Genomic DNA, 20,270 nt, shown 5'->3' with positions numbered 1-20,270 from the left:
TTGAACAGTATCTAGAGGCTTTTCTGCCACATTGGGCGCCAATTCAACCAAAAAAGTTGGGGTTTATTGGGAAAAGAGCACTTTCACCCAAGGCCATCTCATTGCATAAGCATGCCAGCCAATCTGAAGAGGGGAACACTGTGCAGCGTTTCTTGCTACGCAAGGGATTGAACATCCCGATTTCCGGAGCGCCGAGGCTCGGCATCGAAAATGGGCCAGACGTAAAACGCGTCGGCATTCTTGGTGATGACTATGTCGGGTGGAAGCCGCGCATCTCGGTGGAAGAAGGGGATGTGGTCGGGGCAGGCACGCCGATCCTGGTCAATAAGGACATGCCCGAGGTGCAGGTCGTGTCGCCAGTGGGCGGCAAGATCACCGCGATCAATCGCGGCGCGCGACGCAAGCTGATCAGCATCGAGATCGAAGTGGGCGAGGGCGCCGACCCGGTCGACTTTTCGTCGGTGGGCGATGTGTCGACCCCGGAGGGTCTGGTGGAACGGCTCTGTGCGGCGGGTCTGTGGACCTCGTTTCGCACGCGCCCCTATTCAAAGGTGCCCGCGCCAGACGCGCGCCCCGCGGCGATCTATGTCAACGCGATGGACACCGAACCATTGTCGGCTGACCCGGCCGAAATCATCACCGAAGAGGCCGAGGCCTTTGCCAAGGGGCTGGAGGCGGTTGCGTCCCTGACCGAAGGCACGACCTATCTGTGTCAAAGCGATGGGGATGCGTTGCCGGGGCATGACCTGGCGGGCGTCGAAGCCGTCGCCTTTGCGGGGCCGCACCCGGCGGGGCTTTCTGGCACCCACATGCATTTCCTGGAACCGCCGCGCGCCGACAAATTTGTCTGGACCATCGGGTATCAGGACGTGATCGTAATCGGCCGCCTGCTGTTGACCGGCACCTATGATGCGCGCTGCGTCGTGGCGCTGACCGGTCCGGTGTGCAATGATCCCCGACTGGTACGCACGATGGCTGGTGCGTCGATGGCGGATCTGGTGGCGGGCGATCTGCCGGCGGACCTGCCGGTGCGGATGATTTCGGGCTCGGTGCTGAGTGGCCGCGGGGGCGAAGGTCCAAGCGCCTATCTGGGGCGGTATGCGCGTCAGATTACGCTGATCGAAGAGGATCACACCCAGATCCCGATGGGCTGGATCCGGCCGATGTTTTCGAAATACGCGGTGCAACCGGTGCTGGGATCTGCGCTGGCGCGCCTGTCGGACCGCAAGTTTCCGCTGACCTCGAACCTGAACGGAGGGCGCCGCGCGATGGTGCCGACCGGCACGTTTGAAACGCTGATGCCGCAGGATTTCCTGCCCACGCAACTGTTGCGCGCGCTGTTGGTGATGGACACCGATCAGGCGCAGGCACTGGGCGCGTTGGAACTGGACGAAGAAGATCTTGGCCTTGTGGGCTTTGCCTGCCCCGCCAAGTATGAATACGGTCTTGCGCTGCGGGATTGTCTGACGAAGATCGAGAAGGAGGGGTAAACCTTGGGCTTGCGAAACTTTTTCGATCGGATCGAGCCGCATTTTGAGAAGGGCGGCAAATACGAGAAATACTACCCCATCTACGAGATGGTCGAGAGTATTATCTACACGCCGAAAACCGTCACCACCGTTGCGCCCCATGCGCGCTCTTACGTGGATATGAAGCGGATCATGACCTATGTGGTCATCGCGACGATCCCCTGCATTTTGATGGCGCTGTACAACACTGGTCTGCAAAGCAATCTGGCGATTGCCGAATTTGGCCCGTCGGGCTGGCGTGCGGCGATCATTGATGGGTTGGGCATCGGCTTTAACGCGGCAAACCCGCTGGCGAACATGGCCCATGGCCTGTTGTATTTCCTGCCGATCTACATCGTCACCCTTGTGGCCGGCGGTGTGTTCGAGGTGATCTTTGCCACGGTACGCAAGCACGAGGTGAACGAAGGCTTCCTTGTGTCCTCGATGCTTTATGCGCTGATCCTTCCGGCCACGACGCCATTGTGGCAGGTGGCGATGGGCATCATCTTTGGGGTCGTCATCGGCAAAGAGGTGTTTGGCGGCACCGGCAAGAACTTCCTCAACCCGGCGCTGACCGGGCGGGCGTTCCTGTATTTTGCTTATCCGGCGCAGCTGTCGGGCGACAGTGTTTGGGTGCCGGTGGACGGGTTCACCGGCGCGACCGCGCTGGCGGTGTCGGCGTCCGATGGGGTTCAGGCCCTGGCCGCGCGCGGCGTGACCTGGTGGGACAGCTTCCTGGGCTTCATTCCCGGGTCGATGGGGGAAACCTCGACCCTGGCGGCGCTGTTCGGGCTGGCCTTCCTGCTGGCCACCCGGATTGCGAATTTCCGACTGGTGGTTGGCTGTCTGGCCGGGATGATCGGCTTTTCGCTGCTTCTGAACGTGATCGGGTCCGACACCAACCCGATGTTCGCCATGCCGTGGTATTGGCATCTGGTTCTGGGCGGCTATGCGTTCGGTCTGGTTTTCATGGTGACCGAGCCGGTTTCGGCGTCGCAGACCAATGCCGGACGCTATATCTATGGCGCGCTCATTGGCTTCATGGTGGTGATGATCCGGGTGATCAACCCGGCCTTCCCGGAAGGGATGATGCTCGCCATTCTCTTTGGCAATGTCTTTGCGCCGTTGATCGACTATTTCGTCGTTCAGGCCAACATCAAACGTAGGGCGAAGCGAAATGCCTAACGATCTTCAAACCGATACGGCCCCGAAAGGGGCCATCCGCCGCTTTCTGGATCTGCCCGCGGATTCCGTTGCGAAAACCGTGTTCGTCGCCGTGACCCTGTGTCTTGTGGCGTCGATGATCGTGTCCGCCGCCGCGGTCGCCCTGCGCCCGTTGCAGGCGGTGAATGCGCTGAAAGACAAGCAGATCAACATTCTGCAGGTCGCCGGTATCTACGACCCGGAGATTGACGTGGTCGAGGCCTTTTCGGCCTTTGAACCGAAGGTGTTGGAACTGGCCACCGGCGCGTTTACCGACAAGTTTGACCCGGCTGCGTTCGATGACCGCAAGGCCGCCGACGATCCCGATATCTCGATTGCCCTGGCAGACGACCCTGCGGGCATTGGCCGTCAGGCGGAATACGTGACCGTCTATCTGCTGCGTGATGAGGCAGGCGCCATCGACAAGGTGATCCTGCCGCTGCATGGCTACGGCCTGTGGTCGACGCTGTATGGCTTTATCGCGCTGGAAGAAAACGGCAACGACATCTATGGCCTGCAGTTCTATGAACACGCGGAAACGCCGGGCCTGGGCGCCGAGGTGGACAACCCGCGCTGGAAGGCCCAGTGGAACGGCAAGAAGCTGTTTGATGAAGAGGGCGAGCTGCGGATCAGCGTGACCAAATCCGTGCCGCCGGCAGGGCCCGAATATCACGTCGATGCCTTGGCAGGGGCCACCCTGACCACCGCCGGCGTGCACAATCTGGTGCGCTTCTGGATGGGGGAAGAAGGCTATGAGCCCTTCCTCGAGAACCTGAGATCGGGGGATTTGTAATGGCCCATAAACGCAAAGAAATGCTGACCGACCCGTTGGTCGACAACAACCCGATCACCCTTCAGGTGCTGGGGATCTGTTCGGCACTGGCGGTGACATCGTCGTTGCAGGTGGCTTTGGTGATGACAATTGCGGTGACCTTCGTGACCGCATTTTCGTCGATGTTCATTTCGATGATCCGCAACCACATTCCCAGCTCGATCCGCATCATCGTGCAGATGGTAATCATCGCGTCGCTGGTGATCCTGGTGGATCAGGTTTTGAAAGCTTACGCGTTCGAAATCTCGAAAACCCTGTCGGTCTTTGTGGGGCTGATCATCACCAACTGTATCGTGATGGGCCGCGCCGAAGCCTTCGCCATGAAGAACCCGCCGATTGACAGTTTCATCGACGGGATCGGCAATGGTCTGGGCTATGGCCTGATCCTGATGCTGGTCGGTGTCGTGCGCGAGTTGTTCGGCTCGGGCAGCCTGTTTGGCGTCACCATCCTGGAAACCGTGAACAATGGTGGCTGGTATGTGCCAAACGGCCTTTTGCTTTTGCCGCCTTCGGCGTTCTTCATCATCGGTCTGATCATCTGGGCGTTCCGCAGCTGGAAACCCGAGCAGGTCGAAGAACGCGAATTTGAAATCCAGAATGTTGGGGGTCACTGATGGAAGGTCTTCTCTCTCTTGCCGTCAAGGCGATCTTCGTTGAAAACCTTGCGCTCAGCTTCTTCCTCGGCATGTGTACCTTCATCGCCGTGTCGAAAAAGATCTCGACCGCCATTGGTCTGGGCATTTCGGTGATGATCGTGCAGTCGATCACGGTGCCCGCAAACAACCTGATCCTGAGCTACCTGCTGGCGCCCGGGGCGCTGGCCTGGGCGGGCTTTCCCGATGTGGATCTGACCTTCCTTGGTCTGATTTCTTACATCGGTGTGATTGCAGCCCTGGTGCAGATCCTGGAGATGGTCTTGGATAAGTATTTCCCGCCGCTTTACAACGCGCTGGGGGTGTTCCTGCCGCTGATCACCGTGAACTGCGCCATTCTGGGCGGTTCGCTTTTCATGGTCGAGCGGGGGTATGATTTTTCCGAAAGCGTGACCTACGGGATTTCCTCGGGCTTTGGTTGGGCGCTGGCGATCACTGCGATGGCCGGGGTGCGTGAAAAGCTGAAATATTCGGACATTCCCGATGGTCTGCAGGGCCTGGGCATCACCTTCATCACCGCAGGTCTGATGGCGATGGCCTTCATGTCCTTCTCTGGCGTGAAACTCTGAGGGGCGCGAAAGAATGGAAACGTTTAGCCTAGGTATCATCCTTTTCACCCTGATCGTTCTGGCGCTGGTCGCGATCATTCTGGCGGCCCGCTCGAAACTGGTGTCGTCGGGCAATGTGAACATCACCATCAACGGTGAAAAAACCATCTCGGTCCCGGCAGGCGGCAAGCTGTTGCAGACGCTGGCGGGCGAGAAGATGTTTGTCCCCTCCGCCTGTGGCGGTGGCGGCACCTGTGCGCAATGCCGGGTGCGGGTGCATTCCGGTGGCGGGTCGATCCTGCCCACGGAAGAAAGCCACATCACCAAACGCGAAGCCGCCTGTGGCGACCGCCTGTCCTGTCAGGTGGCCGTGAAACAGGACATGGAAATCGAAGTCCCCGAAGAGGTGTTCGGCGTGAAAAAGTGGGAATGCACCGTGCGTTCCAACGAAAACGTCGCCACCTTCATCAAGGCGCTGGTGCTGGAATTGCCGGAAGGCGAGGATGTGAATTTCCGCGCGGGCGGCTACATCCAGATCGAAGCCCCGGCGCACAAGCTGAAATACACCGATTTCGACATCGAAGACGAATATCGCGAAGATTGGGACAAGTTCAATCTGTGGCAATATGAAAGCGTCGTGGACGAGCCGGTGGAACGCGCCTATTCGATGGCCAACTACCCGGATGAAAAGGGCATCATCATGCTCAACGTCCGTGTCGCCTCGCCCCCTCCGGGCAGCGAGGGCATTCCGGCGGGCAAGATGTCGTCTTACATTTTCAACCTGAAACCGGGCGATAAGGTGACCATTTCGGGCCCCTATGGCGAGTTCTTCGCCCGTGACACCGACAAGGAAATGGTGTTCATCGGCGGTGGGGCCGGGATGGCCCCGATGCGTAGCCACATCTTTGATCAGCTCAAGCGCCTGAAGAACAAGGATCGCAAGATCACCTTCTGGTACGGGGCGCGGTCAAAGCGCGAGATGTTCTTTGTGGAAGATTTCGACGAGCTGGCCAAGGAATTCCCGAACTTCACCTGGCACGTCGCCCTGTCGGATGCGCTGCCCGAAGATGAATGGACCGGCTATACCGGCTTCATCCACAACGTGCTGCATGACGAATACCTCAAGGACCACCCGGCCCCAGAAGATTGCGAATACTACATGTGTGGTCCCCCCATCATGAACCAATCCGTGATCAACATGCTGTTGGAGCTGGGTGTGGATCGCGAAGACATCATGCTGGATGATTTCGGCGGCTAAGGCTGACCATCCGACAATGTGATGAATTACACAGGGGCTGTCTGGCAGATGCGCAGGCGGCCCTTTTCCTTTTGGCGCAATTCCCCACATTTTTTTGCCGCGTTTCGCTTTGCCCCGCGCCATAATTCTTTTACTTTGATCTGAGACATACCCTAAGGCAGGGCAAACCTGCCAGAATACCAATAACCGTTTCCGAGGCCCGAGCCCCGCCCATGCATCCCGAGATCAAGGCCCTGTCCCGCCTCACGCTGGATACCGCGCGTGACCTCGCCCCGATTGTGGGCGTGGTGGCGGTGTTTCAGTTTCTGGTGCTGAAGCAGCCCATTGATGATCTGTCGACCAAGCTGATTGGGCTTCTCTTCGTGATGGTCGGGTTGGCCGTGTTCATCCGCGGGTTGGAGCTGGCCCTGTTTCCCTTGGGCGAAAGCCTTGCTGACGCGTTCGCCAACAAGGGCAACCTCTTTTGGCTTCTGCTTTTCTCTTTCGCGCTGGGGTTCGGCACCACCGTGGCCGAACCCGCGCTGATTGCGGTGACCGGCGAGGCGGCGCGGACCATGACCCTAATCGGTGCCGTGGCGGATGACCCGGCCGCGCAGACCACTTATGCAGACGCGCTGCGCTATACGGTGGCCGTGGCGGTGGGGGCCTCGCTGGTCATCGGGGTCATGCGCATTCTGCTTGGCTGGCCAATCCAGTATCTGATCATCGGCGGTTATGTGATTGTGGTGATTATGACCTGGTTCGCCCCACCTGAAATCATTGGTATCGCGTATGACAGCGGGGGCGTGACCACCTCGACCGTGACGGTGCCGCTGACCACCGCGCTTGGCGTGGGGCTGGCCAGCGTGATCAAGGGCCGCAACCCGATGATTGACGGGTTTGGGCTGGTGGCGTTTGCGTCGCTCTTGCCGATCATCTTTGTGCTGGGCTTCGGTATTTGGGGGGCGGTTGGATGATTGCGGACCTGATCCAAACCATCCTGTCGACCGTCCTTGATATTTTGCCCATTGCCGGGATCCTGGTGTTTTTCCAAGTGGTTGTGCTGCGCAAGCCGGTGCCGCACCTGCCGCAGGTTTTGATCGGTTCGGTCTATGTTGTGCTCGGGCTTGGCCTCTTCCTGTTTGGTCTGGAACACGCGCTGTTCCCAATCGGTGAAAGCATGGCGCGGCAGTTGACCGACCCGTCTTTCATCGGAAACCCGGCGGATTGGACCGCACATGGCTGGACCTATCTCTTTGCCTTTGCGATCGGCTTTTCCACCACCATCGCCGAACCCTCACTGATCGCGGTGGCGCTCAAGGCGCGCGACGTGTCGGGCGGCGCGGTCAGCGCATGGGGGCTGCGGATTGCGGTGGCCGTGGGCGTGGCGCTCAGCCTGACGGTGGGCACCTACCGGATCGTGACCGGTACGCCGCTCTATCTTTACATGATTGTCGGATACGTGATCGTGATCGCGCAAACCATGTCGGCGCCCAAGATGATTGTGCCCTTGGCCTATGACAGCGGGGGCGTGACCACCTCCACCGTGACCGTGCCCTTGGTGGCAGCCCTTGGCCTTGGCCTAGCCTCCACCGTACCGGGACGCAGCCCGGTGCTCGATGGGTTCGGCCTGGTGGCTCTGGCCAGCCTCTTCCCGATGATCACCGTCATGGGATACGCGCAATTGGTAGAGTGGAACGCGCGACGTAATGGTATTAAACACGTCATAGACGGCGACAGAGAGGACGCGCCATGAAGTTCAAACTGATCATTGCCTTGGTCGAAGATGCCAAGACCGACAAGGTGCTGGATGCCGCCCGCGCGGCGGGGGCGACGGGCGCCACCGTGATCACCTCGGTTCGGGGTGAGGGGCTCAAGCAGAAGAAAAGCTTCCTTGGCCTGACCGTGGCGGGCCAACGCGACATGGCGCTGTTTTTGGTGGAAGAACACAAGGCCACCGAGATCCTCGAAGCCGTCGCCAGGGCGGGTGCCTTTATCGAAGAACCGGGCAGCGGCGTGGTCTTCCAGATCGACATCGAAGACGCGATTGGGCTGGAAACTCAGGTGGCCGCCCTGCGCAACGCGCTGAAGGAGGATGAGCTATGAGCCAGCCTGAAATGACCCATGTGCGCGACGCGATGCAGGACGATCTGCACCTGATCGACGGTCTGTCTTCGATCCGGGAAGCCTTGGAAACCATGGAAGAAACCCGCGTTGATGCGTTGGTGATCGACAAACGGGATGCTGCCGATGAATACGGCGTGATCACCATGGGAATGATCGGGCGCGATGTGATGGCGCCGGGGCGCAACCCCGGACGGGTCAGCGTCTATGAGATCATGGAAAAGCCTGCCCTGATCGTGCCCGCCGCCATGCAGGCGCGTTATGCGATCCGCCTGCTCACCCGCTTGGGCGTCGAACACGCGGTGGCGACCGAGGCCGACCAGGTCGTGGGTTATGTCACCCTGCGCGATCTGACATTGGCTGAGTTTCGCGACCGCTTTCCCAAACCCTGATCATCCTTCCGACCAGGCCTGCGCCTGAGGGTCACCCAACCGGAAAAGATCAATCGCCCGCGCGGCGATCTGATCGACAATGGCACCCACACTGTCCGGTTTCAGATAAAAGGCGGGCACTGGTGGCAGGACAATCGCGCCCATTTCGGTCACGCGGGTCATATTGCGCAGATGGGCCAGCGTCAGCGGCGCTTCGCGGGCCAGCAAAACCAGGCGCCGCCGCTCTTTCAACTGTACCCCCGCCGCCCGCGTCAGCAAATTGTCATCCAATCCGTTTGCAACCGCTGCAAGGCTGCGCATGGAACAGGGCGCAACAATCATGCCCGCCACCGGAACCGAGCCAGAGGCGATGCTTGCCCCGATATTTCGAATGTCGTGACAAGTGGTTGCCAGGTCGGTGATTTGGGCCAAGGCATCCGCCCCGCATTCCTCAGTCAAAGTGCGCTCTGCGGCGGGGCTGATCACAAGGTCGACCTCGACGTGCAGGTCTGCCAACTGCCGCATGACGGACAGACCCAAAGCTGCCCCTGATGCGCCGGAAATCCCCACAATGAGACGTTTGGTCATGTCTTCAACTCCGGCATCAGGCGGGTGATCAGGTCACTGGCAAAGGCGGCATCCTCGGGCGCGGTTTGCATCACCGTTCCCCAGTCCCGCGTGGTTTCCGCCCCAAGCTTGCCCGTCGCATCAATCCCCATCTTGCCCGCCAGCCCCGGCTGGGGCGACGCGAAATCGAGGTAGTCCATCGGCGTGTTCTCCACCATCATCACGTCGCGCGACGGGTCCATCCGCGTGGCCAGCGCCCAGGCGATATCGTCCCAATTGCGCGGATCAATGTCGTCGTCCACCACGATGATCATCTTGGTATAGCTAAACTGCGGCAACATCCCCCACAGCGCCATCATCACCCGCCGCGCCTGACCCGGATAGCGCTTGCGAATGCTCGCCACCGCGATGCGATAGGAACAGGCGGCGGGCGGCAGCCACAGATCGTGGATTTCCGGGATCTGCGCCTGAAGGGTGGGCAGGGCCAGCTGGTTGAACACTTCGCCAATGATCGCTGGTTCATCGGGCGGACGCCCCGTGTAGGTCGACAGGTACAGCGGATCTTTGCGATGGGTGATCGCGGTGACGGTCAGCACCGGGAAGTCCTCGGCCGGGTTGTAATACCCGGTGTGATCGCCAAACGGCCCTTCCGGCGCCATTTCGGTGGGTGAGACATACCCCTCGATCACAATCTCGGCCTCAGCGGGCACCATCATCGGGATGGTTTTGGCGGGCACCACACGGGGGCGGTGGCCGTTCAAGGCCCCGGAAAAGCTTAGCTCTGACACCGTTTCGGGCAGGGGCAGCGCGGCGGACAACAGCATCGCGGGGTCTGCGCCCAACACGATCGCAACCGGTGTTTTTACGCCCGCGCGCGCCCAGCTTTGATGGTGATGTGCCCCGCCGCGATGGGCCAGCCAGCGCATGATGATCTTGTCTCGGTCAATCACCTGTGCGCGGTAGACGCCCGCATTATAGCGCCCCACCTCCTTGGCCTCGGTGCCATGTGGGCGGGTCAACACAATCGGCCATGTGATCAGCGGCCCCGCATCGCCGGGCCAATGCGTGCAGACCGGGATCTGCGCGAGATCAACCGTGTCGCCCTCCTGCACCACCTCCTGCACCGCCGCTTTGCGGCTGATCTTGGGTCGTGTGGACAGCGCGGCTTTCAACATCGGCCAACGCGACAGCGCGTCCCGCATCCCTTCGGGCGGGGTGGGCGCGCGCAGCGCCGCAAGAAAGGCGCCAAGATCCGGCAATTGTTCCAGTTCTATTCCCAACCCGGCAGCAACCCGCGATGTGGTGCCAAACAGGTTGGTGACAACGGGCATGTCCAGACGTACGCCCTCTGCCGTCACCGGCTGGTCAAACTGCAAAACCGGCCCACCGGCTTCCAGCACCTGCCGGTGCACAGCGGTCATCTGATGCTGGATCGACACCGGATCAGGGATCGCCTGAAACTGTCCGCTGTCGCGGCACCAATCCAGAAAGGCACGCAGCGACGGGTAGGGGGGATGAGAGCGCAAGGCAGGATCCTCGTTCAAAGACCCTTCGCAGATAGCAGCAAAAATCTTGCGGGGATTTGACAATGGTCAATTCGTCGCAGTCGCGATGGGCGTAGCAATTCGTCAGGGACATGTTCGAACCAAGGGTGAAAAGGAGCTCCATTTGACCCAGCCAGCCGTGCCGATCCCGCAGCTCCCGCCGCTTGCGGCCCGGGCGTTGCGGCGCTTGCCGTTGACGCCATTGTCATTCTCTCTCACCGCCTATGCGCGCCGGGTTGCCAAACAGCATCCGGGGCTGTTTCGCCGGTTGGGCGACCATGATCACACGCGCTTTGTGCTAGACCCCACCGATCTGCCCTTCGTGATTGAGATGCAGCCCAATGGCGGCACCCCCAAGATCCGGGTGGTGCGGGGCGACGGTCAGGGCGAGGCGCGCATTGCCGGTCCTCTTGCGGCGCTTTTGGGGCTTGTCCACGGGGCATATGACGGGGACGCGCTGTTTTTCTCGCGCGATCTGGTGATCGAAGGCGATACCGCCGCCGCCCTTGCCCTGCGCAATGCGGTGGATGACGCGGAACTGGATCTGAGCGCAGAAGTGGCCCAGATTTCCGGCCCGCTCGCGACCCCCGTGCAAAAGGCACTGGCGTTTTTGGAAGCGCGCACGGGCGTCAGCCTTAGCCGCAATGATGAACTGGAGGTCTGGTGATGGAAATTGTCTGCCCCGCCGGAACCCCCGCCGCCCTGCGTGCTGCCGTCAAGGCCGGTGCCCACACGATCTATTGCGGCTTTGCCGATGAAACCAATGCGCGCAATTTCCCCGGCCTGAATTTCGACCGGGCCGAAATGCGCGACGGCATTGCCTTTGCCCATCAGCACGGATCCAAGGTGTTGGTCGCAATCAACACGTTCCCGCGTGCGGGCAGTGAGCCGCTCTGGCACAGCGCGGTTGCCGATGCCGAGGCTTGCGGTGCCGATGCCGTGATCCTGGCTGACATTGGTCTGTTGGATTACGCCGCGCGCAACCATCCCGGCCTGCGCCGCCACTTGTCGGTGCAAGCCGCCGCCGCCAATGCCGATGTGATCAATTTCTATGCCAATGAGTTCGGCGTGAAACGCGTGGTCCTGCCGCGGGTGCTTTCGGTGCCGGAAATCGCCGCAATCAACGACGAAACCGAGGTGGAAACCGAAGTCTTCGTGTTCGGCGGGCTGTGTGTCATGGCCGAAGGGCGCTGTTCGCTGTCCTCTTACGCCACAGGCCGGTCGCCCAATATGAACGGGGTCTGTTCCCCCGCGAGCCACGTGGAATATCAAGATGAAGACGGGGTGCTGGACGCCAAGCTGGGCGGCTATACCATTCACCGCGTGGGCAAAGACGAAAGCGCGCCGTACCCGACGCTTTGCAAAGGGTGTTTCACCGCGGGCGGTAAGGAAGGCCACCTGTTTGAAGATCCGGTCAGCCTGAACGCCGAAAAGCTGATGCCGCAGCTGAAAAAGGCCGGGGTGACCGCGTTGAAGATCGAAGGCCGACAACGCTCGCGCTCTTACGTGGCGCAGGTGGTCAGGAACTTCCGCACGGCCGTTGATGCGCTTGAGGCCGGATTGCCGATGCCTGAAGGGATGCTCGCGCGCCTGTCCGAAGGCGGGGCAATGACCACCGGGGCCTATAAGAAAACATGGCGGTGAGGGAGAAATGACCATGGAACTGACCGTCGGACCAAACCAGTTTTTCTGGAGCGCCGAGAGCTGGACGCAGCTTTACCAGGACCTTGCCAAGTCCCCCGTCGACCGCGTGTCGCTGGGCGAACTTGTCTGCTCAAAACGCCTGCCGTTTTACCATGACCGGATCCCCGAGGCGATTGCGACGCTGGTGGAGGCAGGCAAACAGGTCGCCCTGACCTCGCTGGCGCTGGTGACCTTGAAACGCGAACGCAAATTGACTGGCGAGTTGGCCGAAATGGGTGTTGAGGTTGAGATCAACGATCTGACCGCGATTAGCTATCTGCCTGACAGCGCACGGTTTTCCGTCGGTCCCCTGGTGAATGTCTATAATGAAGGCACGCTGGACTGGCTGGCACGCCGTGGGGCGGTGCGCGTCTGCCTGCCGCCCGAATTGCCGCTGGAATCGGTCGCCACGCTTGCGGCCAAAGGGGCGGAACTGGGGCTGGTGATCGAAGCCTGGGGTCATGGCCGCCTGCCACTGGCCATATCGGGCCGCTGCTATCACGCGCGCCGCCATGGCCGCACCAAGGACAATTGCCAGTTCGCCTGCGAAGAGGATCTGGACGGTCTGGATGTGAAGACGATGGAGGACAAGCCGTTTCTGACCATGAACGGCGTGCAGACCCTGTCGGACAGCTATGCCTGTACGGTGCATCAGATCGGCATTCTGGCTGAGGCTGGCGTGACCGCCCTGCGCCTGTCGCCGCAATCGAACGGATTTATCGACCTGTGCGGGATCTATCGCGCGGTGCTTGATCGCGCCATGTCTCCGGGGGCGGCTGTCGAAAAAATCATCGCGCTCGACGCCAATACCCGCCTGTCCGACGGCTTTCTAACCGGCGCGCGCGGCGTGGATTGGTCGGCTGGCAACCCCGGGGCAAGTGCCTGATCCGAAACACAAGGGAGAACGCAGATGAAAATCGCACGAGTCAGTTCAACGGAACGGGGCGAAGTGGATCGGCTGCTGTCCGAGGTGGCTGACGAGTTGCAGCAAGCGGGCGCGAAACTTGCAGGGATCGTCAAGGATCAGGCCCATGAAAGCCAGTTCGACAATGGTTGTGACATGAAGGTGCGGGTGCTGCCTGAAGGGCCGGTGATCCAGATCACGCAAAACCTTGGCGCGGGCTCCGATGCCTGCCGCTTGGATCCGGCGGCGATTGTCGATGCGGTGTCCAAGGTGGAACGCGGTGATCTGGATAGGTCCGACCTCTTTATCCTGAACAAATTCGGTCCGGAAGAGTTGGCCGGGCGTGGTTTCGTGTCCGCCATTGGCAAGGCCGTGGGGCAGGGTGTGCCGGTCCTGGTGGGCGTTGGGATGAACAGCTGCGAGGCGTTTGACGAGTTCGCTGGCGGCACGGCGAAGGAACTTGCGCCAGAGAAATCGGCCCTGCTGGCGTGGTGTCGGGCGCAGATGGCCGGGTAGGTCCAATCGGATGGCGGACGCCGACGAACAAAACGCTCACAACAGGTCCGGTCGGGTGCGATCCTGGACCGGGCCGGCGTTGCTTAGCTATGGCTATCGGCCATTTTTTCTGGCTGCGGGCATCTGGGCGATGCTGGCGATGGGGCTTTGGGTGGGCGAAATATCCGGCCTTGCCTATCTGCCCACACGGTTTGACCCGATTTCCTGGCACGCGCATGAAATGCTCTATGGTTATCTTGGGGCGGCGCTGGCGGGATTTCTGCTGACCGCTGTGCCGAATTGGACCGGCCGGCTGCCGATCCTCGGTTGGCCGCTGGCCGGGCTGCTGTCGCTTTGGTGCCTTGGGCGGGTGGCGATCGGCGTGTCCATCTGGTTGCCTTGGGCCGTGGTCATCCTTGCCCAATTGGGATTTCCGGCGCTTCTGGCCGGGATGATCCTGCGCGAGGTGCTGGCGGGGAAGAACTGGAAAAACCTGCCGCTTTTGGCGCTCTATCTTCTGTATATCACCGGCAATGCGCTGTTTTTGTCCGGCGTGATGGAAGGGCGCTTTGCCGCCGAGGGCATGGGGTTGCGACTTGGCTTGGCGGTGACCGTGATCTTGTTGTCGCTGGTTGGTGGACGGGTCATTCCCAGTTTTACGCGCAACTGGCTGGTCAAACAGGGGCGAAGCGAGTTGCCGGCGAGCTTTGGGCTGATTGATAAGCTGGTGCTGCTGTCGACCATCTTCTGTTTGGCGATCTGGGTGGTGTTCCCCCGGCCCGAGGATCTTGCGCCACTCTTTTGGCTGGTGGGGGGCGGGCACCTGTTGCGCCTGATCCGCTGGAACGGGTGGATGTGTCGCAAAGAACCGCTTTTGTGGATCTTGCACGTGGGGTATCTATTTGTTCCTGCAGGTTTTCTAGCGCTGGGGTTGTCTGGATTAAATAGTCAGATCTTCCCCGATATCGGCGCATTGCATCTTTGGATGGCGGGCGGGATCGGGGTGATGACATTGGCGATCATGACACGGGCTAGCCTGGCGCATGCGGGGTTGCCGCTGCGTGCAACGGCTCGTGTGACTGCGAGTTACCTGCTGGTCCTGGGGGCCGTCATCTTGCGCAGCCTGGTGGCCTATGGGCTGATGGGGCGCGAAGGGCTTTACGCATCGCTTTTTTGCTGGGTCGCCGGGTTTGCGATTTATGTCTGGACCTATTGGCCGATCTGGACCCGGCCAAATGTGACGCGTCGCGCGCCGTCGCGAAGGTGAGTTGACGACAAAATATCAGTACCTCCCGCACGTGCGAGGCACATCACTTTGCGTTGCTACAAACGAAAAACCGCGCCGGTCAGGCGCGGGGTGCGTTTATCTTGCGTAGCATTTTGGTTTGCGACCAAACCCGCTGAACGAGCAGACATAGGTTGTCTTGCTGGTGGTCAATGCGGTTTTGCTTTTCGTGTTTGCAAAAGCCGGGGTCATGGCAGCACTGCTGGCCAGGGCAATCCCCAGCGCGAAGGCGATGGCCTTGCTCATATTTCTGCTCCTTTTACCTCACCAGAGTTGTGTCGGATCCGGCTGAACGCCTGTACGTTCTTTTTTGGGTACACCGGAAAGGTTGCCGTCTGGTTACCGCCACTTAAGAGATTGCGTGGCGCAAGAGCAATTGCCCCTACAAAACAAGGGGTGTCGGCGGATATCTGCACATCCGTGGCCGGGCAGAAGGCCCGTGCGAAAACAGTTTGTTAGGGAAAATGTGAAAAAAACCATTGTGGCGACCGCGCAACAGGTTCGTTAAAAAACCTGCGCGGCGCCACAATGATTACTGGGACGTGCCCCAAGCGGGGCGGTGTTATTGCTGGGCTTCGGCGGAACGGACAATCACCCGGTCGCCAATACGCCAGTTCGGCAGGCCAAAGCCATCCGGCCAGGGGTGAACCTCTTGTTGGTTGAAATAGACCACGCTTTCCAGCGTTGGATATTGCGGCATCGGCTGTTCAATGTCGTTTTGCCACAGGTCCACGTACTCCTGAACCCCGGAAAAGCCCAGCTCCGCCACCACAACCGGTTTGCCAAACTGGCGGGCATTTTCATACCGCGGGGCAAAAATGTCGTGGAAGGTGCGGGATGTGCCAAGGATACGTTCTTCCCAAGGCTGATAGCCAAAGACCGACACGCCCACCACATCGACATAATCGTCGCCGGGATAGAAATCTTCCATTCCATCATCGCCCAGCGGGGACCACATGACCGCAACCTCAGGGGCGGCCGCGCGACACAGATCGATCACACGTTTGAACGCGTCGATATAGGTCTCCGGTTCCCAGCCGGACCAGATGAACTGACCTTCGCTGAAGTCCATTTCCTGCGCCCAGCGCACGGTGACCTTGCTTTCAAACTTGTTCAGCTCGCCGCAGATGGAGGACATGTTGTCATCATAGGTGCCATCATTGATGCCACGGATCAGCGCCTCTGGCGTGTTTCGGGCATCGCGCGTCCAGGTCCAGGGTTCAATTGTGACCAGAACGTCGCGTCCACGTTCCAGCGCATAGGCATCCGCCTCGATCAGGCTTTCCAGAAACAGGTCTTCCCAGGGCAGGAACAGGTGTTCGATCTTCACCAGATCGGAGGTGGTGTAATCGCCCAGCGGGTCATAAACCCCGTAATCTGGTGGCTTGGTGTCCGCCAGAACAGGTGTTGCCAGGGTGACGGTCAGCAGAACTGCTGACAGAGTTTTAGAACGTCCCATTGTTTTACTCCATCAAGGTTGTAAGGGAGGTCAGCCAATCTGCCTCCAAATTCAGTTGGTAATCGACGCTGCCAGCCGCTGCGCCGGTGCCCGCGCCCGCAACGACAAAGCGCGGTTCCGCGACGGTGATCACGTCAGTTCCGAAGGACAGGGCGTAGAGGCTGTGCGCCCCGTGGTTGTCCAGCGACAGCGCCACCGCCAGCACCAGCATCGCCACTGCCCCCATCTGGCCCAATGTGCCAATTGGATTATGCCGCAACCCCAGGCCGTTTTCCCGGCGATGGCGGATCAGGATCACCGCCAGAAGCAGGGTGTAGACGGCGGCGTTCAACAGGCTGAGCACCACGAACCCCATCGCCTTGGTCGGCTGCGGCGCGATCAGGATCGGGGCCACCGCCCCGCAGGCCAGCAGGAAATACGGGATCAGCACCCGGGTCGGCAGGGGCGGCGGGCCGGTTTCGCCCTTGGGCGTCACGCGGAAATCCACGAACCCGCCGCGGATCCGGTCAATCACCGCCACCACGCACCCCATCAGCACCCAGGGCCATTGGGCGGCGGCAAACAGGGTACGCTCCCAGCTTAGGATCTTGGCGTCATACGGCCGCAGGTAATCGCGCGCGCGCATCAGGTAAACAAAACCGATGACCACCATGGCAATGGGAATGCTGTGCACCAGGAACTCTGGGAAGGTGACGTTCACGAACCGCATGTCAAAGCCGATGGCCAGGATCGGAAACAGATACATGATCGCCATGAACGCCGCGAACAGCGGATACCACGCCTGACACAACAGAAACTGGCAACGCAGTTTGGGAGTCAGCCCCTTCAGGTATCGAGGCGTATAACGGATGAGCAACGTGGTCAGGCTGCGCGACCATTGGAATTCCTGCGTGATCAAATCGGTCAGACAGGCCGGTCCCGCGCCATGGGCAATCGCCCTGGGGGCATGCGCCCCGCGCCAGCCGCCGGCATTCAGGATCATTGTGGTGGAATGATCCTCGGCCAGTTCCGGCCCAAGACCGCCCACCTCTTGCAAGGCGTGGGTGCGCACCGCGTAATGTGACCCGATGCACATCGGTGCCCAGCCGTTGGAATAGCCCACTTGGATGCCGCCGTGAAACGGCGCTTCGGCGTAAAGGCGCATGCGCGCCGACCAGCTGTCTTTCGCGTTGCTGTCGCAGATCGACGGCGCACTGACATAACCCACCCTCGGGTCGTCAAACCCGTTCAGGATCGCCTGAAGATAGCCGGGTTCCGGCGCGTGGTCGGCATCCAGCTGCGACACCACATCATACTGGTCATAGCCGTAATGGTCATAGAAATAGGCCAGATTGCCTTCCTTGCATCGGGTGCGGCGCGGCCATTCCTTTTGATGGTATTCGGCTACACCCTTGCGGGTCGAGATCTTCACACCGTTTGCCTTGCACCAGGCGATCGTGTCTTCGTCTGGATCCTCATCCGCCAACCAGGTGTCATGAGCAGGCGTCTGTTCAAGCATGGCTTTCAACGTGGTTTGCAGCACGGAAAGCGGCTCTGAAGGCGTTTTGGTGGTGATCATGGCGACCCGCAAGGGGCCCTGCGTGGTCGGCACCAGGTGGGGCCGAGTGCCGTTCAGCAGGAAACTGATGAAATAGAGCATCATGAAATGCAGCCAGGCCAAGCACAGGCTGATGACGGTAAAGCGCACCGGTCCCAAAACGTGTTCGGGGCGCAACCACCATTGCCAGAACCAGATCAGGGCAAGGGCGAGGCCCGCGAAGCACAGCCAAAATGGCCAGGTGCTGCGCGCAGCGCGCGGTTTTAGGGCGTTATTCGGCGACAAATCGGGCATGGGGTCCCTCCTTGTCATCAGGATGGTCGAGAACGGGCAGGCCAAAGCCCGGGGCCGCATCGCGAATAATCTGCTCGATCTCTGATCGTTGCGTCTCAAAGCCCAGAATGTGGGCGGCGCGTTCCGGAGCCGCCCAAAGCGCGGCCGGATCACCGGCGCGGCGTGGGGCCAGATCATGGGGCACATCTTTGCCCGTGACACGTTTGATCGCGTCCAACACGTCAAACACGCTTTGCCCGACACCACTGCCGAGGTTGAGCGCGATGCTTGCGCCACCCCCACGCAGATAGCGGGCAGCCAGAACATGACCGCGGGCCAGATCGTCCACATGGATGTAATCGCGGATCGGGCTTCCGTCGGGCGTGTTGTAATCATCGCCAAAGATCTTCAGACGCGGGCCCGCGCCTGCCGCCGCCATCAGGGCCAGCGGGATCAGATGGGTTTCGGGATCGTGCCGTTCGCGCAGCACCCCCTCCGGATCGGCCCCCGCCGCATTGAAATAGCGCAACGCCACATGACGCATTCCATGGGCGACCTCATAGGCGTGCAACATCTCTTCGCAGATCAGCTTGGTGTTCCCGTAAGGGCTCATCGGGCGCTGTGGGCAGGTTTCGCTGACCGGGATCTGGGCGGGTGTGCCATAGGTCGCACAGCTTGAGGACAGGATGATCTTGTCCACCCCTTCGGTGCGACAGGCGGTCAGAAGGGACGTCATGCCCCCAACATTATTGTCGTAGTAAAGCCCGGGATCCTGCACGGATTCCCCCACATAGGCACATGCTGCGAAATGCATCACCAGGCTGATCTTGTGGCGGGCAATCACCTGGCCCAGAGCAAACCGGTCGCGGATGTCCAGCCGTTCCAGTGGCCCCCACTTCACCGCATCGGCATGGCCGGTGGACAGATTGTCGACGGTGACAGGCAAAAACCCCTCGGCCGCCAGGCGTTTGCAGGTGTGGCTGCCGATAAAGCCCGCCCCACCTGTGACCAGAATGGGAATGGCGGTGGTCATTGGCCCGCCAGCACATGTACCGGATGATGCAATGTGTCCTTGAAATGGTTGATCGTTTTGGCCAGCCCGTCGCGCAGGGCAACCTTCGGCTGCCACCCCAAGCGGGCTATCGCCTCGGAGATATCCGGCTTGCGTTGCCGCGGATCATCGCGGGGCAGGTCGCGATATTCGATTTCGACCTGATTGCCGGTCATATCGATGACCTGCTGGGCCAGGTCCAGCACGGTGAACTCGCCCGGGTTGCCGATATTGATCGGCGTCTTGTCGTCCAGCTCGTGGCGCATCATCAATTCGATGACATCCAGAAGGTCGTCGACATAGCAAAAGGACCGGGTTTGTTGCCCTTGACCATAAACAGTCAGGTTCTCACCGCGCAGGGCCTGAGTAATGAAATTTGACACCACCCGCCCGTCATCCGGGTCCATATAGGGCCCGTAGGTGTTGAAGATCCGGCCAATGCGGATCCGCACACCAAAGCGATCGTGATAGTCGTGGAAAAGGGTTTCGGCCGCCCGTTTGCCTTCGTCATAACAGGCGCGGGGGCCAAAGGTGTTCACATTACCCCGATAGCCTTCCGGCTGTGGCGAAATTTCCGGATCGCCGTAGACTTCTGAAGTCGAGGCCTGAAACACCCTTGCATTATGCTTGCGGGCAAGATCGAGCGCGTGAATTGCGCCCATGATACTCGTTTTGAACGTATGGACAGGATCCATCTGATATTTCGGCGGAGAGGCCGGACAGGCCAGGTTGAAGATGAAATCAATCTTCTCGTCGAAATCATACGGGTGCACCACGTCATGCCGCTGAAAGCGGAAGTTTGGATGGTGCATCAGATCGGAAATATTGCTGATCCGACCCGTCTGCAGATTGTCCAGGCAAATGACAGAATGACCCCGTCCCAGTTTGCGGCGACACAATTGTGATCCGAGAAACCCAGCCCCACCTGTGATCAGGATCGTTGATTTTCCCACAATTCGCGGCACACGCGTCTGTTGCGCCAAATGGCGCTTTGTT

At 60.3% G+C, this 20,270-nt stretch carries 22 protein-coding genes; 15 read left to right on the top strand and 7 right to left on the bottom strand.

Annotated elements, in window-relative coordinates; translation table 11 throughout:
• The first annotated feature begins 140 nt into the window (after positions 1–140).
• From ACP15V_RS02455 to ACP15V_RS02410, 10 genes are all read left to right on the top strand, one after another.
• Positions 141–1,490, top strand: coding sequence for a Na(+)-translocating NADH-quinone reductase subunit A (locus ACP15V_RS02455; RefSeq protein ID WP_424942092.1), 1,350 nt, complete (start codon positions 141–143; stop codon positions 1,488–1,490).
• Between the two features lie 3 nt (positions 1,491–1,493).
• The gene (locus ACP15V_RS02450; RefSeq protein WP_424942091.1) at positions 1,494–2,693 is read left to right on the top strand and encodes an NADH:ubiquinone reductase (Na(+)-transporting) subunit B; all 1,200 of its coding nucleotides are present in this window, start codon (positions 1,494–1,496) and stop codon (positions 2,691–2,693) included.
• Positions 2,686–3,504: a Na(+)-translocating NADH-quinone reductase subunit C gene (locus ACP15V_RS02445; RefSeq protein ID WP_424942090.1), complete on the top strand. Its 819-nt coding sequence runs from the start codon at positions 2,686–2,688 to the stop codon at positions 3,502–3,504. The genes ACP15V_RS02450 and ACP15V_RS02445 overlap by 8 nt, the downstream gene beginning before the upstream one ends.
• Positions 3,504–4,157, top strand: a complete 654-nt coding sequence (locus ACP15V_RS02440) for an NADH:ubiquinone reductase (Na(+)-transporting) subunit D (protein WP_424942089.1) — start codon at positions 3,504–3,506, stop codon at positions 4,155–4,157. Before ACP15V_RS02445 ends, ACP15V_RS02440 begins: the two co-directional genes overlap by 1 nt.
• Complete coding sequence (gene nqrE, locus ACP15V_RS02435; RefSeq protein WP_424942088.1) at positions 4,157–4,765, top strand: NADH:ubiquinone reductase (Na(+)-transporting) subunit E; 609 nt, start codon at positions 4,157–4,159, stop codon at positions 4,763–4,765. The genes ACP15V_RS02440 and nqrE overlap by 1 nt, the downstream gene beginning before the upstream one ends.
• Before the next feature lie 13 nt (positions 4,766–4,778).
• Positions 4,779–6,002: an NADH:ubiquinone reductase (Na(+)-transporting) subunit F gene (nqrF, locus tag ACP15V_RS02430; RefSeq protein WP_424942087.1), complete on the top strand. Its 1,224-nt coding sequence runs from the start codon at positions 4,779–4,781 to the stop codon at positions 6,000–6,002.
• Between the two features lie 212 nt (positions 6,003–6,214).
• Positions 6,215–6,958, top strand: a complete 744-nt coding sequence (locus ACP15V_RS02425) for a DUF1538 family protein (RefSeq protein ID WP_424942086.1) — start codon at positions 6,215–6,217, stop codon at positions 6,956–6,958.
• Positions 6,955–7,737 carry a DUF1538 domain-containing protein gene (locus ACP15V_RS02420; RefSeq protein ID WP_424942085.1) on the top strand — a complete coding sequence of 261 codons (783 nt, stop codon included), beginning with the start codon at positions 6,955–6,957 and terminating at the stop codon, positions 7,735–7,737. The genes ACP15V_RS02425 and ACP15V_RS02420 overlap by 4 nt, the downstream gene beginning before the upstream one ends.
• Entirely contained in the window at positions 7,734–8,087 is a 354-nt protein-coding gene (locus ACP15V_RS02415; protein ID WP_424942084.1) for a P-II family nitrogen regulator, read from the top strand. The genes ACP15V_RS02420 and ACP15V_RS02415 overlap by 4 nt, the downstream gene beginning before the upstream one ends.
• Positions 8,084–8,497, top strand: coding sequence for a CBS domain-containing protein (locus tag ACP15V_RS02410; protein ID WP_424942083.1), 414 nt, complete (start codon positions 8,084–8,086; stop codon positions 8,495–8,497). The genes ACP15V_RS02415 and ACP15V_RS02410 overlap by 4 nt, the downstream gene beginning before the upstream one ends.
• Here the strand turns inward: ACP15V_RS02410 and ACP15V_RS02405 are convergent, their stop codons facing one another.
• Both ACP15V_RS02405 and ACP15V_RS02400 read right to left on the bottom strand, forming a co-directional pair.
• Entirely contained in the window at positions 8,498–9,064 is a 567-nt protein-coding gene (locus ACP15V_RS02405) for a UbiX family flavin prenyltransferase (protein ID WP_424942082.1), read from the bottom strand.
• A complete protein-coding gene (locus ACP15V_RS02400) occupies positions 9,061–10,569 on the bottom strand; it encodes a UbiD family decarboxylase (RefSeq protein ID WP_424942081.1) in 1,509 nt (502 codons plus the stop codon). Before ACP15V_RS02400 ends, ACP15V_RS02405 begins: the two co-directional genes overlap by 4 nt.
• Before the next feature lie 142 nt (positions 10,570–10,711).
• Between ACP15V_RS02400 and ubiT the strand changes: the two genes are divergently transcribed.
• From ubiT to ACP15V_RS02375, 5 genes are read left to right on the top strand one after another with little or no spacing between them, the layout of a single operon-like run.
• Positions 10,712–11,254 (top strand): ubiquinone anaerobic biosynthesis accessory factor UbiT, encoded by a 543-nt coding sequence (gene ubiT / locus ACP15V_RS02395; RefSeq protein WP_424942080.1) that lies wholly within the window; start codon positions 10,712–10,714, stop codon positions 11,252–11,254.
• Positions 11,254–12,231, top strand: coding sequence for a ubiquinone anaerobic biosynthesis protein UbiU (gene ubiU, locus ACP15V_RS02390; RefSeq protein ID WP_424942079.1), 978 nt, complete (start codon positions 11,254–11,256; stop codon positions 12,229–12,231). The genes ubiT and ubiU overlap by 1 nt, the downstream gene beginning before the upstream one ends.
• Before the next feature lie 13 nt (positions 12,232–12,244).
• Positions 12,245–13,156: a ubiquinone anaerobic biosynthesis protein UbiV gene (ubiV, locus tag ACP15V_RS02385; RefSeq protein ID WP_424942078.1), complete on the top strand. Its 912-nt coding sequence runs from the start codon at positions 12,245–12,247 to the stop codon at positions 13,154–13,156.
• A gap of 24 nt (positions 13,157–13,180) precedes the next feature.
• Entirely contained in the window at positions 13,181–13,690 is a 510-nt protein-coding gene (locus ACP15V_RS02380; RefSeq protein ID WP_424942077.1) for a DUF2478 domain-containing protein, read from the top strand.
• 10 nt (positions 13,691–13,700) lie between these two features.
• Positions 13,701–14,936: an NnrS family protein gene (locus ACP15V_RS02375; RefSeq protein WP_424942076.1), complete on the top strand. Its 1,236-nt coding sequence runs from the start codon at positions 13,701–13,703 to the stop codon at positions 14,934–14,936.
• A 96-nt stretch (positions 14,937–15,032) separates the two neighbouring features.
• On the opposite strand, the gene ACP15V_RS02370 is transcribed toward ACP15V_RS02375, so the two are convergent.
• The 5 genes from ACP15V_RS02370 to ACP15V_RS02350 all read right to left on the bottom strand — a co-directional run bounded on the left by ACP15V_RS02370 (position 15,033) and on the right by ACP15V_RS02350 (position 20,227).
• Entirely contained in the window at positions 15,033–15,200 is a 168-nt protein-coding gene (locus ACP15V_RS02370; protein WP_424942075.1) for a hypothetical protein, read from the bottom strand.
• Between the two features lie 316 nt (positions 15,201–15,516).
• Positions 15,517–16,413: a glycoside hydrolase family 26 protein gene (locus ACP15V_RS02365; RefSeq protein WP_424942074.1), complete on the bottom strand. Its 897-nt coding sequence runs from the start codon at positions 16,411–16,413 to the stop codon at positions 15,517–15,519.
• 4 nt (positions 16,414–16,417) lie between these two features.
• A complete protein-coding gene (locus ACP15V_RS02360; RefSeq protein WP_424942073.1) occupies positions 16,418–18,244 on the bottom strand; it encodes a glycosyltransferase family 2 protein in 1,827 nt (608 codons plus the stop codon).
• Positions 18,222–19,256 (bottom strand): UDP-glucose 4-epimerase GalE, encoded by a 1,035-nt coding sequence (gene galE, locus ACP15V_RS02355; protein WP_424942072.1) that lies wholly within the window; start codon positions 19,254–19,256, stop codon positions 18,222–18,224. Before galE ends, ACP15V_RS02360 begins: the two co-directional genes overlap by 23 nt.
• Positions 19,253–20,227, bottom strand: coding sequence for a UDP-glucuronic acid decarboxylase family protein (locus ACP15V_RS02350; RefSeq protein WP_424942071.1), 975 nt, complete (start codon positions 20,225–20,227; stop codon positions 19,253–19,255). The genes galE and ACP15V_RS02350 overlap by 4 nt, the downstream gene beginning before the upstream one ends.
• Between the last annotated feature and the right edge of the window lie 43 nt (positions 20,228–20,270).

Source organism: Aliiroseovarius crassostreae, from assembly GCF_049803815.1.
GTDB lineage: Bacteria > Pseudomonadota > Alphaproteobacteria > Rhodobacterales > Rhodobacteraceae > Aliiroseovarius > Aliiroseovarius crassostreae_A.
This window is presented reverse-complemented; position numbering and strand designations above follow the sequence as displayed.

What these genes read in the sequence shown, in the direction of transcription:
- ACP15V_RS02440 (WP_424942089.1), top strand. Translation starts at nt 3,504, where the DNA reads ATGGCCCATAAACGCAAAGAAATGCTGACCGACCCGTTGGTCGACAAC.
- ACP15V_RS02365 (WP_424942074.1), bottom strand. Translation starts at nt 16,413, where the DNA reads ATGGGACGTTCTAAAACTCTGTCAGCAGTTCTGCTGACCGTCACCCTG.
- ACP15V_RS02405 (WP_424942082.1), bottom strand. Translation starts at nt 9,064, where the DNA reads ATGACCAAACGTCTCATTGTGGGGATTTCCGGCGCATCAGGGGCAGCT.
- ACP15V_RS02410 (WP_424942083.1), top strand. Translation starts at nt 8,084, where the DNA reads ATGAGCCAGCCTGAAATGACCCATGTGCGCGACGCGATGCAGGACGAT.
- nqrF (WP_424942087.1), top strand. Translation starts at nt 4,779, where the DNA reads ATGGAAACGTTTAGCCTAGGTATCATCCTTTTCACCCTGATCGTTCTG.
- ACP15V_RS02415 (WP_424942084.1), top strand. Translation starts at nt 7,734, where the DNA reads ATGAAGTTCAAACTGATCATTGCCTTGGTCGAAGATGCCAAGACCGAC.
- ACP15V_RS02420 (WP_424942085.1), top strand. Translation starts at nt 6,955, where the DNA reads ATGATTGCGGACCTGATCCAAACCATCCTGTCGACCGTCCTTGATATT.
- ubiV (WP_424942078.1), top strand. Translation starts at nt 12,245, where the DNA reads ATGGAACTGACCGTCGGACCAAACCAGTTTTTCTGGAGCGCCGAGAGC.
- ACP15V_RS02445 (WP_424942090.1), top strand. Translation starts at nt 2,686, where the DNA reads ATGCCTAACGATCTTCAAACCGATACGGCCCCGAAAGGGGCCATCCGC.
- ACP15V_RS02375 (WP_424942076.1), top strand. Translation starts at nt 13,701, where the DNA reads ATGGCGGACGCCGACGAACAAAACGCTCACAACAGGTCCGGTCGGGTG.
- ACP15V_RS02380 (WP_424942077.1), top strand. Translation starts at nt 13,181, where the DNA reads ATGAAAATCGCACGAGTCAGTTCAACGGAACGGGGCGAAGTGGATCGG.
- ACP15V_RS02360 (WP_424942073.1), bottom strand. Translation starts at nt 18,244, where the DNA reads ATGCCCGATTTGTCGCCGAATAACGCCCTAAAACCGCGCGCTGCGCGC.
- ACP15V_RS02370 (WP_424942075.1), bottom strand. Translation starts at nt 15,200, where the DNA reads ATGAGCAAGGCCATCGCCTTCGCGCTGGGGATTGCCCTGGCCAGCAGT.
- ubiU (WP_424942079.1), top strand. Translation starts at nt 11,254, where the DNA reads ATGGAAATTGTCTGCCCCGCCGGAACCCCCGCCGCCCTGCGTGCTGCC.
- ACP15V_RS02425 (WP_424942086.1), top strand. Translation starts at nt 6,215, where the DNA reads ATGCATCCCGAGATCAAGGCCCTGTCCCGCCTCACGCTGGATACCGCG.
- galE (WP_424942072.1), bottom strand. Translation starts at nt 19,256, where the DNA reads ATGACCACCGCCATTCCCATTCTGGTCACAGGTGGGGCGGGCTTTATC.
- nqrE (WP_424942088.1), top strand. Translation starts at nt 4,157, where the DNA reads ATGGAAGGTCTTCTCTCTCTTGCCGTCAAGGCGATCTTCGTTGAAAAC.